We start from the raw sequence: 16052 nt of genomic DNA, 5'->3' as shown, positions 1-16052 counted from the left end.
CTCATCGGAATGCCCAGTGCAACGGAACCCGTACCCTATGTTTCTTTTCAGGTGGTGCCTGTCATTTTACTACCCCTGTCTATAATAACTCAGGAAATCAGAAATTTTTCCCACTGCTTCTTTCAGAACTTCAATTCGTGGCAGATATACTACCCGGAAATGATCCGGCTGTTTCCAGTTAAATCCACTTCCCTGTACGATCAGGATTTTCTTATCCTGCAACAGATCCAGTGCAAACTTTTCATCATTTATAATGTTGAACTTCTTCACATCGATCTTCGGGAACATATAAAATGCAGCCTGCGGTTTAATGGCAGTGATTCCCGGAATGTCAGTTAGTGCTTTGTAAATATATTCGCGCTGTTCGTAAATACGTCCGCCCGGAACGAGGTAGTCGTTGACGCTCTGATTGCCCCAGAGAGCGGTCTGAACGACAGACTGTGCCGGAACATTGGAGCAGAGACGCATATTGGAAAGCATCTTGATTCCTTCGATATAATCTTTTGCGATTGCTTTATTTCCGCTGAGAACCATCCAGCCAATACGGAATCCGGCGATCATATGGGATTTTGAAAGGCCGCTGAAGGTGACGCAGAACAGATCCGGTGCCAGTGAAGCAATGGAAATATGTTCTTTTCCGTCCATAACAAGGCGGTCATAAATTTCATCTGAGAAAATGATCAGGTGATGTTCCCTTGCGAGATCAACAATCTTCTGCAGAACCTCTTTCGGATAAAGTGCTCCGGTCGGGTTGTTCGGATTGATGATTACAAGAGCTTTGGTACGGTCTGTAATCTTACGGCGCATATCTTCGATGTCCGGATACCAGTCAGACTGTTCATCGCAGATATAATGAACGGCTTTGCCGCCGGCAAGTGTGGCACAGGCAGTCCACAGAGGATAGTCTGGTGACGGAATCAGGATTTCATCTCCGTTGTCAAGAAGAGCTGACATACACAGGTTGATCAGTTCGCTGACACCATTTCCGGTATAAATATCATTGATTGTGACATTCGGCAGCTTTTTGATCTGGGAGTACTGCATGATTGCCTTCCGTGCAGAGAAAAGTCCCTGAGAAGGAGAGTATCCTTCACAGTCGGAAAGCTGCTGACTCATATCATAGATGACTTCGTCCGGTGTGCGGAAACCAAATGGAGCCGGATTACCGATATTGAGCTTCAGTACGTGGGTACCGCGTTCTTCCATACGGGCAGCTTCTTCAACAACCGGTCCACGGACATCGTATAATACATTATCGAGTTTTGATGATTTTTTGAATATATGCATGGCAGAACTTCCTGCATTATTGTTATCATTTTTGTCGGTTATTGCCTTTTTCATCGGTGTAGTTCCCCTTTTTGAAGAGTTTGAAGTTCCGACAGAACCAGAAGTCTTAGTGGTAGACGGAGCTTTTGGGGCAACGGAGTTGTTTTCCCGAGCAGTAAAGTTTTCCTGACTGTCACCGAGCAGCCAATCGGCATCTACGTGAAGTGTATCTGCCAGAAAATGGAGGATATCATTTCTCGGAACAGTTTTTCCGCTCACGTACTGGCTTACATGGCTTTTACCTAATTTTACATTATTTTCTGCGGCGATATGAACCAGATCAATCTGTTTCAGGTTCTGTGCATACATCGCCTCTTTAAGTCTATCTGAGAAAGTTGTCATTTGAAAATCTCCTTTCAAACTAAAAAGTTCAATTTAAAAATAAAACAGTGAAGTTCAAAACTTAAATTGATTATAGCACTTCGAATGATTTGGTTCAATAACAAATATTATTTTTGGTTCAAAAAAGTTTGATTCTAGCAACGGCACCATGAAAAAAGGCGGTATCCCGCCAAAATTCAGATGCTCTGGTAACTTAGTTGCCGAGTAGTTCACAAATAATGATAAGTATTACGTTCCAGGACGATAAAAGTTCCGGTAACGCATAAAGTTAAAAGTTCAGCAATTGCAACCGAGCACCAGACTCCGTTGATCCCGAGAAGCAGTGGAAGTAGCAGAACTACTGCCATCTGGAAGACCAGTGTTCTGAGAAACGAGATCAGCGCAGAGAGCAGACCGTTGTTCAATGCGGTAAAAAATGCAGAGCCATAAATATTGAACCCGTTGATCAGGAATGCAAAGCTGTACAGGCGGAAACCATTGCGTGTGAGCGCAAAAAGTCCATGGTCATAACCGACAAACAATGTGGCGAGTGGTGTTGCGATGAGCTGCGCGATGATAAATAAGGAAACAGCCCAGGTTCCAATCAGCCTGATACTCTTGTGGAAAAGATTCTTTAGTTCATCCTGATTGTTGGCACCGTAGTGATAGCTGACGATCGGGGCACTTCCAATCGCATAACCAAAGAAGATCGAAACAAAGATAAAATTGACATACATGATCGTTCCGTAAGCTGCAACGCCGTCTTCACCGGCAAATTTCATGAGCTGCATATTATAAAGAGCATTTACAACAGAGCTGGAAAGATTGGTCATAAGCTCGGACGAGCCATTGGTACAGGTCTTTAATAAGATTCTGCCATGAAAATGTGTTTTTCCAAGCTTTAATAAGCTGGAATTTTTCCGCCCAAAGTAGAATAACGGGAAAAGCCCTCCGATAAACTCTCCGCATACAGTCGCAAACCCGGCACCTGGAAGTCCGAGGTGGAGTACAGCTACAAATAAAAAGTCGAGAACCATATTGGTCACACCGGCGATCACGATCACGCGAAGTCCCAGATGTGGCTTTTCGGCAGTTACAAAAAAGCTCTGAAATACATTCTGCAGCATAAAAGCAGGCAGCGAAATGCAAAGAATGCGTCCATATAAAATGCAGTTGTCAAGAAGAGTACCGCTTGCACCGAATAAAATGGCAACCGGTTTTACAAGGAACATACTCAGGATTGCGATAATGATTCCTCCGATAGCAGTGATATAGACGAGCATGGAAAAATACTCATTGGCATTTTCAATCTTTCCTTCACCAAGCGTCTTTGCAACAATGGCACTACCGCCGGTTCCGATCATGAAGCCAAGAGCGCTGATGCCCATCAGGAAAGGCATGATCAGATTAACCGCTGCAAAAGCGCTTTTTCCAACAAAGTTGGAGACAAAAAGTCCGTCAACCACACTGTAAATGGATGTGAAGATCATCATTATAATAGAAGGAAACACAAATTGCAGAAGTTTTTTATAAGTAAAGTGTTCGGATAATTGAATTTTCATAGTTTATAGATCCTCCTCAAGGTTAGAAAGTCTAGAACGTAAGGTCTGATTATATTTGGCATTCAGGCGCAGAAGCTGTTCACATTCTTCGGGACTGAAAGAAGCTAAAGTATCATTTTCAATCTGGATGAGAGGAAGCAGCTTTTCCTGAATAAGCTTCTTGCCGGAAGCTGTAAGATGGATATGCATACTTCGTCCTTTTCCGGGTGAGAGGGTAAGATAACCGTCGGTCTGCAGTTTTCGTATAGATGAATTAACCGTCTGCTTTGGCATGCAGGAAGCTTTGCAGATATCACGTTGCAGGCAGTTATCGCCCATTTCAAAAATTGTATAGAAAATCTCAAAAGCGCTGTCTGACAGATGCAGTCTGCGGGCAGCTTCGTGGTAAATTTCATTTGCTTCTTTATATATGTGATTGTATTCTTTTAAATATTTGCTGATAAGTACAGTAGAATCCGTGCTCATGGTTCACCTCATTTAAATAATTATGTAGATTTCGAAATCAGATGATAGTAAGTCTGAAATCGTACTCGATATATTGTAGTCTGAATTCGGACTTATGTCAAGCGGATAATAAAAAGAAATAAGCTGTGCATAATGCATAAAATCTATAAATTTTTAAGGAAGGATTAAGGCTGTGTATGTATAATATCAAAAAAGAAAAAAGGTATGTAATCATGTGATTTGTATACATTTACAATACAAGTATAGAGAAAATGAAAGTTGTATTGTCAGTTCATGAAAATTTTACACATAACGCACAAAAATCTAGTTTTCACTGAAAAAAAACGATCACTATAAGGACATAATGCACAAAATGAATAAAAACATTACATTTTTGGTGGATAAAATACACGTTTAAAATACAACTTTGAACAAAAACTTTCTTGTATTTTCTTGAAAAGCACAGACTCAAATAATATAATCAAATCATCAAGAAAACGGAGATGGAGGAGAAGATATGAAAAAAGTTTTCAAAAAAGTAACAGCAGCTACAATGGCAGCTACAATGGTAGTCGGACTTGCTGCATGTGGTGGCAGCGGAAGTGGAGCTTCTGACAAGAGTGCTTCAAAATCAGGCAAGATCAAAATTGGTGTTTCTATTTGGTCTTCAACAGACGTACTTGGATCACAGTGTAAGAAGATCCTTGATGAAGCAGCAAAAGCTCTTGATGTCGAAGTACAGTATGTTGACCAGGGACATGTTTCTGAAAAAGTTACAGCATCTGTAGAACAGCTTGCAGCAGCAGGATGCCAGGGAATCATCATCTGTAACTCATCTGATACAGAAATGACATCTGCTATCAAGACATGTAATGACAACAAAGTTTATCTTGCACAGTTCTTCCGTGTAATCAGTGAAAAGAACAGCGCAGATATTTATCAGGCAGCTAAAGATTCTGATTACTACATCGGAGCTGTACATGAAGATGAACCGGCAAACGGTGAAGAACTTGTAAACATCCTTCTTGAAAAAGGAGATCGTAACATCGGTCTTATTGGCTGGGAGCAGGGAGATGCTACATGGCTTGGAAGATGGGAAGGTTACAAAGCAGGCGTTGAAAAATGGAATAAAGAAAACCCGAACGATAAGGCAACTCTTTCTGAACCACAGTATGCAGGTACAACTTCAGAAGGTGGATCAAAAGCAGCAGAAGCTTTAATGGCAGCAGATCCAGATCTTGATGCACTGATCCCAGCTGGTGGTGGTGGAGATCCACTTCAGGGAGCAATCGCAGCAGTTGAACGTGCAGGCAAGACAAGTGATATTGATATCGTTTCTACAGACTTCCTCCCAGACCTTGGAGAAAGACTTGAAAATGGATCCATGGCTGGTGAATCTGGCGGACATTACTGTGACCCGCTGATTTCCTTCATGATGGTTTACAATGCAATCAAAGGAAACTACAAAGACTTCGGTGGCAAATTCGAAGATGTTCCATTCCCATATCTGTATGTATCATCACCAGATGACTACAAAGCATATGAGAAATATTTCGTAGACCAGCTTCCATACACAGATGAAGAACTGGTTGATATGTCTAAACTCAGCATGGAAGACTTAAAGGCAACAGCTGCTAAGTTATCTATTGAAGATGCAGCATCACGTGCAGGTAACTAGGATAGACAAATAGTAACGACTATTAACTCAGAAAGGGTGACGTCGCAAAGGCGATGCCACCTTTTCTAAATCAGAAATGACAATTATGAAGAGGTAGATAATATGGGCACTAGTAAAAAACTTTCAGGGAAAGTGATGGGATATCTGATCTTAATCGGTCTGGTCGTACTTTCCTGGCTGATCTTTAAAATCTTGACACCACATAACTTCGGTTCCTTTTCCAATATGCTCAATTACTTTCAGGCGAGCCTGATTGCTACCGTAGGTGCAGTTGGTTTTTATTTTGTAATGGTAATGGGAATGTTCGATTTCTCAATTGGTGCAAACATCATGCTTTCCGCAATCGTTGGATGTGTATTTGCAACCAGATTCAACATGGGCTATTTGGGACTTATTATTGGATGCGTTCTTACAGGCGCAATCGTTGGAATACTGAACGGTATCTTCTATGTAAAGCTTCGTATTCCATCAATGATCGTAACAACCGGTCTGGCTCTTATTTATGAGTCAATCGCAAACTATATTGCAGGCGGTGTTGAGCAGACACTTCCGGCAAACATTCGTGCATTTGGTCAGATGCCATGGGATATCATCCTTGCATTAGCGGCTTGTGCAGTAGCTTACATATTCTTAAACTACACTAAAATCGGAACTTATACCTATGCAATCGGAAGTGATGAATTCGTTGCAAAGAATATGGGTATTAACGTAAATAAATATAAAGTACTTGCATTTATCTTAAGTGGTGCGTTCCTTGGGGTTATGGCAATCCTGACAATCAGCTATGGTTCATCTATGGTAGCTGTTACCGGAATGGCATCTATGAGCCGAAACTTCGTTCCGACCATGGGATGTTTCTTCGGCCTTGCATTTAAGAAATACGGAATGCCGCTTCCGGCAATCATCATCGGTGAGTTCGTAATCAACATCATTTTCTTTGGTTTCATTGCTCTCGGAGCACCGACTGCAATTCAGGATGTTATCACAGGACTTGCACTGCTTATTATCATTACTGTGACAACAAAGGCTACTAAGGGCGAAATCGTCAAGTAATGAAGGGAGGAAGACAGCAATGAGTGAAGTAAGATTACAGGTAAAAAATCTTTGTAAAAACTTCGGTATTACAAAAGCAGTTCAGAATGTATCCTTCAATGTAAATAAAGGAGAGGTTCATGCACTGATCGGAGAAAATGGTTCTGGTAAATCCACTCTGACCAACATGCTGACCGGTATCTACAGCATTGGAAGCGGACAGTTCATTCTGGACGGAAAAGAAATCCATCCGAAGAATCAGGTAGAAGCAAATAATGAAGGTGTATCTATCATCGTACAGGAACTTGGAACTCTGTCAGGGCTTACAGTTGCAGAGAATATTTTCCTTGGACATGAGGATCAGTTCGTACATTTTGGAATTAAAAATACAAATGCTATGAACAAGAAAGCAACAGAGCTTTTAAAGAAATATGGTTTTGACAGAATCAAAGCAGCTGATATGATCGATCATTACAATTTTGAAGACCGTAAGCTGGTTGAGATTGTAAAGGCTACATACTTTGATCCGAAGATTGTTGTTATTGATGAGACAACAACTGCTCTTTCACAGGAAGGACGTGAAGAGCTTTACAAACATATGGAAAGAATCAAAAAGAGTGGAAATACAGTTATTTTCATTTCTCATGACCTTCCGGAAATTCTTGACAAGTCTGATACAATCACAATTCTTCGGGATGGTGTTTACATCGATACCGTTAAGAGTAAAGATGTAACAGAAGATGATCTGAAGAAGCTGATGGTAGGACGTGAAGTAACAGGTGATTATTATCGTGCAGATTATGGTGAAAAAGTATCTGACGAAGTTGTATTATCAGTAAAGAATGTTACTGTTCCTGGATTGATCGAAGATGTAACATTTGATCTTCATAAAGGTGAAATCCTTGGATTCGGTGGACTTTCAGAATCTGGTATGCATGAAATCGGAAAAGCTATTTTCGGTGCATCTTATGACCGTACAGGTAGCGTAACACTGGCAGATGGAACACAGATTAATGATATTCCGACTGCGATCAAACACAGCATTGCGTACACATCAAAAGACCGTGATAATGAATCTGTTGTTCTGAATCAGAGTATCGGAGACAATATCTGCCTCCCATCACTGGATGAACTGGCAGGAAAGTCACATCTTTTAAGTGATAAGAAGCGTAAAGAATTTGCAGACAAATATGCAAAACAGATGTCTGTAAAGATGGTAGATGTAAACCAGTTTGTATCAAATCTTTCAGGTGGTAACAAACAGAAAGTCGTTCTTGCAAGATGGATCGGAAAAGATTCTGACATTGTTGTACTGGACAGCCCGACACGTGGTATTGATATCAAAGTTAAACAGGATATTTACCAGTTAATGAATCAGATGAGAAAGAATGGAAAATCCATTATCATGATTTCGGAAGAGCTGATGGAGCTGATTGGTATGTGCGACCGTATCGTAATTATGAAAGATGGAAAAATCAGTGGTCAGCTGGATAGAGATAAGAACCTTGATGAAAACGGTCTTATTTCTATGATGGTATAAGGAGGCAGCTATGGGAAGTCAAGTAAGTGCAAAAACAAATGATAAAGAGCAGCAGCTGAAAAAGGCATCTAAAATGGCCTTAATTCGTTCGCTCCTGCCAATCGTAGGATTGGTTGTTATTTTCCTGTTATTCAATGTCCTGACAGATTTCCGTATGATGGGAAATATGTCACTGGTACTTTCACAGGTATATGTAACTATGATTGCAGCTATGGGTGTTTTCTTCATTATGACAATGGGAGGTCTGGATTTCTCTCAGGGATCTATCCTCGGTATTTCATCCATCGTTGTATGTATTCTTTCACAGAAAAGCATTCCACTCGCAATTATCGGTGGCATTGCATCTGGTGCGGCAATTGGAGCTCTGAATGGTTACTTCTATGTATTCCGTAAGATTAAATCCTTCATTGTTACAATTTGTACCATGTTCTTATTCCGTGGATTTATCAAATACCTTACAACAAATGCACCTGTTGCAGGTTCTGCAAAACTGATCAACTATGACAGTACAGGACTTAAGGTTGCATGTACGGTAGTTATTTTGATTATTGGATTCATTGCATTCCGTTATACAAAGTTCGGAACTTATCTGAAAGCAATCGGAGCCGGTGAAAAAGCAGCAATGTTCTCTGGTATCCGTACAGATAAGATGAAATTCCTCATCTATGTACTTGCAGGTGCAATTACAGGATTTGCGGCATTTATCAATGTAATCAAAGTCGGATCGGTTACATCTTCAGGTGGTAACCAGCTGGAAACACAGATTCTGATCGCGCTGGTATTAGGTGGTATGCCGATTTCCGGTGGCGCAAAGGTTCGTTTTGAAAATATTGTTGTTGGATCTTTACTGTACATCGTACTGAACAGTGGACTGACAATGATGGGATTCACAACACAGATGATGCAGCTCATTCAGGGTATTGTATTCCTGATCTTCGTGGCAGTATTCGCAGACAGAGAATCTATCCAGGTAATCAAATAATAATTTACATATTGGGGAACTGACAGCTCTCGTTTACGAGAAGAATTTTCCGGATGTATACAGATCGAAAGTCAGGATTTGCAGTCCAAATAAGATTGCGGATCCTGATTTTTGGTCTATGTGGCAGAAATGGAGAGTTTATGCATAAGACAGAACAGGAAGGACTTAAATACCAAAAATTATATAATTGGGCACACACACTGATCACCAGTGGTGTGATTAAAAATATGGATAAATTTCCGTCAGAGACAAGCCTTCAGAAGAAGTTTGGATATTCCAGGCAGACGGTAAGGACTGCATTACGGCAATTGGAGGAAGAAGGTCTGATTACCCGTGTGAGGGGAAGCGGAACCTATGTTTCTTATGACAGCAGTGGAGTAAATGGAGAAAGACCACAAATAGGTCTTCTTTTGAGCTATTATTCTGATTATCTGTTTCCGCGGGTATACGATGGGATTGAAGCTTCGCTGACAGAAAAAGGATATGGAATTGAGGTTGCGGTAACGAAGAACCGCCTGAATGATGAGGCGATTTATCTGGAAGGTCTGCTCAAAGGAAATGTCAGTGGTCTGATCATTGAAGGATCGAGATCGGCATTTCCAAATCCAAACATTCGTCTTTATAAAGAAATCAAAAGAAGAAATATTCCGACACTGTTTATCCACAATCATTATGAAAATATGCCATTTGACAGTGTAGAAATGTCGGATTCCAGATCAGCTTACGAGTTGACCAGGATTCTGATCGAGAACGGGCACCGAAGGATTGGCGGAATCTTCAAGTATGATGACAGGCAGGGGATTGAGCGGTACAAAGGATTTGTTCAGTGCCTGTCAGATTACGGCGTGAAATTTGATGATGACTGTATTCGTTGGTATTCGACGAAGGATATGGAGGAGAAACTGAGCAAAAAGGGACTGCTTAGGATGTACAGACGGACGAAGGATTGTACGGCGATGATGGTCTACAATGATGAGGTGGCGGATTATTACATGGAGTTCCTGGAAGAGAGAGGGCTGCATGTGCCGGAGGACATTTCGCTGGTATCTTTTGATGATGCAGAGCTTCAGGATTCGAGTACCAGTATCCAGCTGGTGACAGCGGTGCATCCAAAGTATCAGCTCGGACGTATCACAGCAAAACATCTTCTGCGGATGATGGAGGATCCAGAATGGCAGCAGAAAAATTATTCGTACCGGTTTCCTGTAAAGATTAGAGATGGAAATTCAGTGCGGAAAATATAGAAAGAGTGAAATGTAGATGACGAAGGATGATATATCCCTAAGTGCATAAAAGTGATGAGTAAAAGAAAACTGATTTTAAAGATATGACATGAGGATTGCGAGAGTGCAAAGCACGTAGCAATCTGGTATCAAAGGGGTCAAAATACCTTTTGACTCCAACATCATGACATTTGTGATATCTTCAAAATCAGTTTTTTTACATTAATGATCTAATAATTTGAATTTCATATACACCGGATCATGATCCGAGTAGCTATATCCGGTATTTACATTTTCATATTCTGTGCATTCAATATTATCGGAAGTAATAAATCCGTCCAGCGTTACCGTGTAGGTCACACCAGGTACATATTCCATATCTGCATTCCGTGCACTGTCCCAGAGAGCATCCTTTTCACTGTCAGAAAGATTGTCCAGGCAGAATGAAAAGTGTTCCGGAAGCTCTTCGCGTGGGAATGGATAAGCCCAGGACTCACAATTTTCTGCATCTTTTTCGGATGCTTTAAGGTCATGGTTGAAATCACCACCGCAAAGTACATAATTACCGGCTTCGTATTCCTTTTCCATATCTGCACTCAGCATACGGATCTGTGCTTCGCGAATCGCATCACTGTTGCCGTAAGCAGACATGTGAAGCAGGAAGATAACCAGTTCCTTCCCGTTATCTACGGGAACTTTGGAAATGCTGTAACAGCGGTCAAGGTCAAAGAACTTGCTGAAGCTTGTCGATATCGGAAAGCTTCTTCTCAGAGAATCCGTAACCGGATATTTGGAGAAAAGAGCAAGTCCGGAACGGCTGCGGCCATGCGGCTGTGTGAATGGATAAAAAAGGAATGCGGAATCGTAATTCTGTGCAAATACCGTATTGTAACTTGGAATCGTATCCTTTAAAATTGAATATTCATCTACATGGTAGCTTCGTGTAGAGTTCAGATCAACTTCCTGGATCAGTGCGAAATCCGGATCTTTGGAAGCAACCAGTTCTCCGGCACCCTGAATATCAGATTCGACACTCTCCTTACTTTTTGCCCAGGAAGATTTTCCGCCGTCCATAAAGAAGCTGAAGTCCGGCGTGTAGGCTCCGAAACCAACATTGTAGGTCAGAGCGGAATATTCTTTCTCGGTTGTCAGTGTGTCAGCTGCGGCTGTTCCATCGGAAGTTTTCTCGATCTTCAAAGCCTGATTATCCGGAATGCGGTGATAGCTTGCAAAGAGATAGATCAGATATGCAATCAGCGCAACCAGAATGATAAGCAGGAAGATTCCGAGAACTTTTAATATCTTTTTTATGTTCTTTTTCATAATATCCCCTTTTTGTTTGTTAAATTATAGATAAATCTATGTAAAATATAAGTTTACTATAGCATGTCTAAAAGATTATTTCTATAGAATTGAGAAAAGAAAACAGGTATAGTAAACTATAAAATAAAGCGAAATATCTCATTGAAGTTCTTCTTGCATCTCGTTATAATAGGAAATGGAGAAATGAAATCACAATAATATTGGGGAAATAATATGTGATTAGATCCGAGTATTTATTTAATGTTTGGGAGGTTTACCATGAACGAAAAGAATTACAGCAAAGTACCAGTATTTGAGAACGGACTTGCACAGCCGGTATTTCCACTTACAGATGGAAAGACAGGAGAAAAGTATGATCCGGCAACATCCAGTATCGTAAGATATTGTGTTTATGTGGAAACGGATTACGATGTGGACGGAGATGGAAAAAGAGATCTTGTGAAAGCTGTTGTCCAGGTACCAAGAAGTGCAGTAGAGGGGAATTATAAGGCTGCAACTTTATATGAGGCACGTCCATATGCGGCGGGAGTCCAGGAAGATGGATATCCGCATATGAAAGAAGTGGCAGAAAAAGAATATCATCCGGTTAATTTTGCAGATCTTGACAAAAAAGTGGATGCGCATGTTCCGCAGGGATGTATCAGTGCAATGGATCTTTCTTTAAAAGCAGATCCGGCAGACTGGTATTATCCGGATAAAGGAAATAATAACGTTATGGTTTTTGAAAATATCGACACCTTTGATTATTATCTTGTACGTGGATTTGCAGTTGTTTTAAGTGCAGGATTTGGTTCAAAAGGATCTGACGGATTCAACTATGTTGGTTCAGACTATGAAAGAGACGCTTTCAAAGCAATTGTAGAATGGCTGCATGGAGACCGTATCGGATATGCAGACCGCGAAGGAACAGTTGAGACAAAGGCGGACTGGTCCAATGGAAAGGTTGCCATGACAGGAAGATCTTACGCCGGAACCATGCCGTTTGCAGTGGCAACAACAGGAGTAGAAGGACTGGAGACAATCGTACCGATCGCAGGAATCGCGGACTGGTACAGCCAGCAGAACATGCAGGGCGCACAGCGGTACTGGCCGAAAGAAATGCTGAACAGCTTCCTTGCTTATTTTTGTTCCAGCCGTTACAATGATGAGACATTAACCGAGAAGCAGCGGGATGACATGAGAGCGTTCCATCATGAGATGAGCCTTCAGCAGATCAAGGGTGGATTTGACTATAATCCGGAATTCTGGGGTATGGGAAATTATCGCCTTCATGCAGACCAGATCAAATGCAGTGCGCTCATCGTACAGGGATTGAATGACGAGAACGTGTCTACCAAGCAGTATGAGATGATGTACAAATCTTTCCAGAAGGCAGGAAAGAATGTAAAAGCAATCCTTCATCAGGGTGCACATATCACACCAACTATGCCGAAACGATATGGAATCCTTGTGGATGGTAAATTCTATGATGATATTATCAATGAATGGATTTCTCATTATTTATACGGAGTTGAAAATGGTGCAGAGAACAGACCGGCAATCCTGGTGCAGATGAACTATGACCAGAGAAAATGGGAGACAGCAGATTCCTGGGAGACAGCATATAAGATGACTCTTACATGCGAAGAACAGGGAACAACTGTAATCGATACAGACTGGGAAGCAGCGGGTGTCAGTGCAGAGAACTTCGATGATGTGATGGGTGTGAGATCAAGCAATATGGCACAGCGTTATGTGACGGATCCGTTTAAAGAGGCAGTGACATTACAGGGAACAACTTGCGTAAGATTAAGAGCAGCGTTAAAAGATGGAGATGCAGAAGCAGATTTCAATCCGGTAAACAGTAATGATGCAGATACTCTGACGATGAAGCTTGGAATGCATGAAATGTCAGGACGTATGGATGATGTGAAGCTTACTCTTCTTCTTTGTGACGTGTGCGATGAAGAATTTGACAGCATTCAGTCTGTAGATCCGCAGAGAAATACAATTCCGGTCAATGTGGTAAAAGAAGGCGGAATTATTAGCGGAGGAGAGGTTCCGGCATGGAATGAAGCGGAGTTTGCTACTGTACATAAGAAATACCGTGTGATCACACGGGCATTTGCAGATCTGTGCAATCCGGAAGCAGGATATGAACCGGAGACAGCACAGAACAGTATCGAACTGAAAAAGGGTGAATACCATGATTACCATATTTATCTGAATGCGACAAGATATACGGTAGAGCCTGGACATAGTCTGGCACTGGTCATCACGACAGAAGATCCGATCAACTGTCTGATCCACAAAACCTATTCTGTGGAAATCGAGAATGCATCAGTGACAGCGGAAGTTCCGATGACTGAAGCGGTAGAAAATCGTGTGATGACGAGAAAATAAATTACATAAAAGAATAGTTATATAAGTATTTCATGAAGGATCACCATTCCTGGAAACAGGCTTTGGTGGTCCTTTTTTACAGTAATGCAGATGTATTCTATGCTTCAGAAAAAAATTTTAAGATATATCGGGATAATTCTTTTTATTTTTTGGTAAATATTGTAAAATAATTAGAAATGAAAATAACAGGAAACTGCGTAGTAGAAGTCTGGAGGAAAAGACATGAACGCGGAAGAACGAATGACAAAAGAACAATTAGAAGAAGAAATCCGACATTTTCGGAAGATCTTTCAGGAGATCCGTCTTTTCCCGATTGGAAATATATCAGATATCGATGAAGAATGGAGAAAAATCAATGAGCGGCAGAGATGCTATCATTATTGGAAACGGGAAACACCCTGTGATAACTGTGTAGTGATGCGTGCAGCGACCACGAAAGAAGAAAAAGGAAAGCTGGAGATTGTAAATGGCAGAATTTATCAAGTGATAGCACGTTATATAGAAGTGGATGAGAAGCCATATGTGCTCGAGCTGATCCGTTGCCTGGATGGTGACTGGTCGATTGGAGAGATCAATCATGAGCGTTTGATAGATATGTTTGTACATTACAATGACAGGTTATACAGAGATGCAGTGACAGATGCATACAACCGGCGGTATTATGAGGATGAGATGAAGAACAAGAAGAAAAATGCCGGGGTTGCACTGATCGATCTAGATGATTTTAAACTGCATAATGATACCTACGGACATCAGGCAGGGGATATGGCACTCTATACGGTTGTAGATATTATCCGGAAAAATATCCGTAAGACGGATAAGCTGATCCGTTTTGGCGGGGATGAATTCCTTCTTGTGATGCCGGAAGTTACGGAAGAAGTTTTTAGCCAGAAACTGCAATTGATACAGGAGCGTATCTATAATGCAAATGTTCCGGGATACCTGAATTTGCGGCTTTCTATCAGTGCCGGTGGCGTGCTGACGGAAGGAAACAGTATTGAGGAAGCCGTGAACAGAGCGGACAAGCTGATGTATCAGGCGAAGGCTACGAAGAATAAAGTGGTTACACAGAAAGATGAAAGAGAGCAGTACGAGAAGCATAACCAGATTAAACAGCGGATTCTGGTTGTCGATGATTCAGAGATGAACCGTGCGATTCTCTGTGAGATGCTGAAAGATGATTTTGAGATCATTGAAGCAACGAACGGACAGGAATGCGTTTCGCTAATAGAACAATACGGGAAAGAGATATCACTGGTACTGCTTGATATCGTGATGCCGGTTATGGACGGTTTTGAAATTCTGATGTATATGAACCGGAATCACTGGATTGAAGATGTGCCGGTAATTATGATATCCAGCGAGGAATCTGAGAACTATATCCGGAAAGCGTTCAAGTTTGGAGTATCCGATTACATCAGCAGACCTTTTGACAGCAAGGTTGTATACCAGCGTGTATTTAATACGATCAAGCTGTATGCAAAACAGAGAAGGCTGATTTCCATGGTATCCGATCAGATGCATGAAAAGGAAAAGAACAATCAGATGATGGTAGAAGTTCTAAGCCAGATTATGGAATTTCGTAATGGAGAGAGCGGCCTTCATGTTGTCCACATCAATACATTGACGAGACTTTTTCTGGAAAGACTTGTTGAGAATACGGATGCATATAATTTGACGCCGGATGACTGCTATCTGATTTCAACAGCATCCGCGTTTCATGATATCGGTAAGGTTGGAATTGATGAGTCGATTCTGAATAAGCCTGGAAAGCTGACTGAAGAAGAATTTGAGACCATGAAAAAGCATACGCTGATTGGTGCTTCTATGCTGGATAAGCTGGAGCATTATAAGGATGAGAAGATGATCAAGATCGCGTACCAGATCTGCAGATGGCATCATGAACGTTATGATGGTAAAGGGTATCCGGATGGTCTGACCGGAGAACAGATTCCAATTGCGGCACAGGTTGTATCTGTGGCAGATGTTTATGATGCACTGGTGAGTAAGCGTGTATATAAAGATGCGTATTCACATGAACAGGCGATGAAGATGATCCTGAACGGAGAGTGCGGAGCGTTCAATCCGCTTTTAATGGAAGTTCTTGTGGAAATCCAGGATAAAATAAAAGAAGAAATACGTTACGAGGCATAAAAAAGAAGAAACGTCCGCTACGAAAAAGCAGTTGTATTTCCCTGACGAATTGTGTATAATAAATAAAATATTCATTTTATATACC

The 16052-nt window shown here is 41.3% G+C and carries 11 protein-coding genes; 7 read left to right on the top strand and 4 right to left on the bottom strand.

Going from position 1 to position 16052, the window contains the following annotated elements; genetic code table 11:
- Positions 1–69: 69 nt before the first annotated feature.
- From PG840_RS09040 to PG840_RS09030, 3 genes are all read right to left on the bottom strand, one after another.
- Positions 70–1668 (bottom strand): aminotransferase class I/II-fold pyridoxal phosphate-dependent enzyme, encoded by a 1599-nt coding sequence (locus PG840_RS09040; RefSeq protein ID WP_270613533.1) that lies wholly within the window; start codon positions 1666–1668, stop codon positions 70–72.
- A gap of 209 nt (positions 1669–1877) precedes the next feature.
- On the bottom strand, positions 1878–3209 hold the full coding sequence (locus PG840_RS09035; RefSeq protein ID WP_270613532.1) for an MATE family efflux transporter: 1332 nt from the start codon (positions 3207–3209) through the stop codon (positions 1878–1880).
- 3 nt (positions 3210–3212) lie between these two features.
- Positions 3213–3674, bottom strand: a complete 462-nt coding sequence (locus tag PG840_RS09030; RefSeq protein ID WP_008373367.1) for a MarR family winged helix-turn-helix transcriptional regulator — start codon at positions 3672–3674, stop codon at positions 3213–3215.
- A gap of 496 nt (positions 3675–4170) precedes the next feature.
- On the opposite strand from PG840_RS09030, the gene PG840_RS09025 reads away from it, so the two are divergent.
- From PG840_RS09025 to PG840_RS09005, 5 genes are all read left to right on the top strand, one after another.
- A complete protein-coding gene (locus PG840_RS09025; protein ID WP_195250541.1) occupies positions 4171–5331 on the top strand; it encodes a sugar ABC transporter substrate-binding protein in 1161 nt (386 codons plus the stop codon).
- Positions 5332–5433: 102 nt separating this feature from the next.
- Positions 5434–6384 (top strand): ABC transporter permease, encoded by a 951-nt coding sequence (locus tag PG840_RS09020; protein WP_117834588.1) that lies wholly within the window; start codon positions 5434–5436, stop codon positions 6382–6384.
- Between the two features lie 19 nt (positions 6385–6403).
- Positions 6404–7903, top strand: a complete 1500-nt coding sequence (locus PG840_RS09015) for a sugar ABC transporter ATP-binding protein (RefSeq protein WP_008373376.1) — start codon at positions 6404–6406, stop codon at positions 7901–7903.
- Between the two features lie 10 nt (positions 7904–7913).
- Positions 7914–8885, top strand: a complete 972-nt coding sequence (locus PG840_RS09010) for an ABC transporter permease (RefSeq protein ID WP_117834589.1) — start codon at positions 7914–7916, stop codon at positions 8883–8885.
- Between the two features lie 53 nt (positions 8886–8938).
- On the top strand, positions 8939–10129 hold the full coding sequence (locus PG840_RS09005; RefSeq protein ID WP_082438228.1) for a GntR family transcriptional regulator: 1191 nt from the start codon (positions 8939–8941) through the stop codon (positions 10127–10129).
- Between the two features lie 201 nt (positions 10130–10330).
- On the opposite strand, the gene PG840_RS09000 is transcribed toward PG840_RS09005, so the two are convergent.
- On the bottom strand, positions 10331–11431 hold the full coding sequence (locus PG840_RS09000) for an endonuclease/exonuclease/phosphatase family protein (protein ID WP_270613531.1): 1101 nt from the start codon (positions 11429–11431) through the stop codon (positions 10331–10333).
- 258 nt (positions 11432–11689) lie between these two features.
- Between PG840_RS09000 and PG840_RS08995 the strand changes: the two genes are divergently transcribed.
- Positions 11690–13813 (top strand): CocE/NonD family hydrolase, encoded by a 2124-nt coding sequence (locus PG840_RS08995; protein WP_270613530.1) that lies wholly within the window; start codon positions 11690–11692, stop codon positions 13811–13813.
- A 222-nt stretch (positions 13814–14035) separates the two neighbouring features.
- Positions 14036–15967 carry a diguanylate cyclase domain-containing protein gene (locus PG840_RS08990; RefSeq protein ID WP_270613529.1) on the top strand — a complete coding sequence of 644 codons (1932 nt, stop codon included), beginning with the start codon at positions 14036–14038 and terminating at the stop codon, positions 15965–15967.
- The last annotated feature ends 85 nt before the right edge of the window (positions 15968–16052 follow it).

It is taken from the genome of Coprococcus sp. AM97-35 (genome assembly GCF_027697525.1).
Lineage (GTDB): Bacteria > Bacillota > Clostridia > Lachnospirales > Lachnospiraceae > Allocoprococcus > Allocoprococcus comes.
Note: the sequence above shows the minus strand (reverse complement) of the source record. Positions and strands in the feature narration are given on the sequence as shown.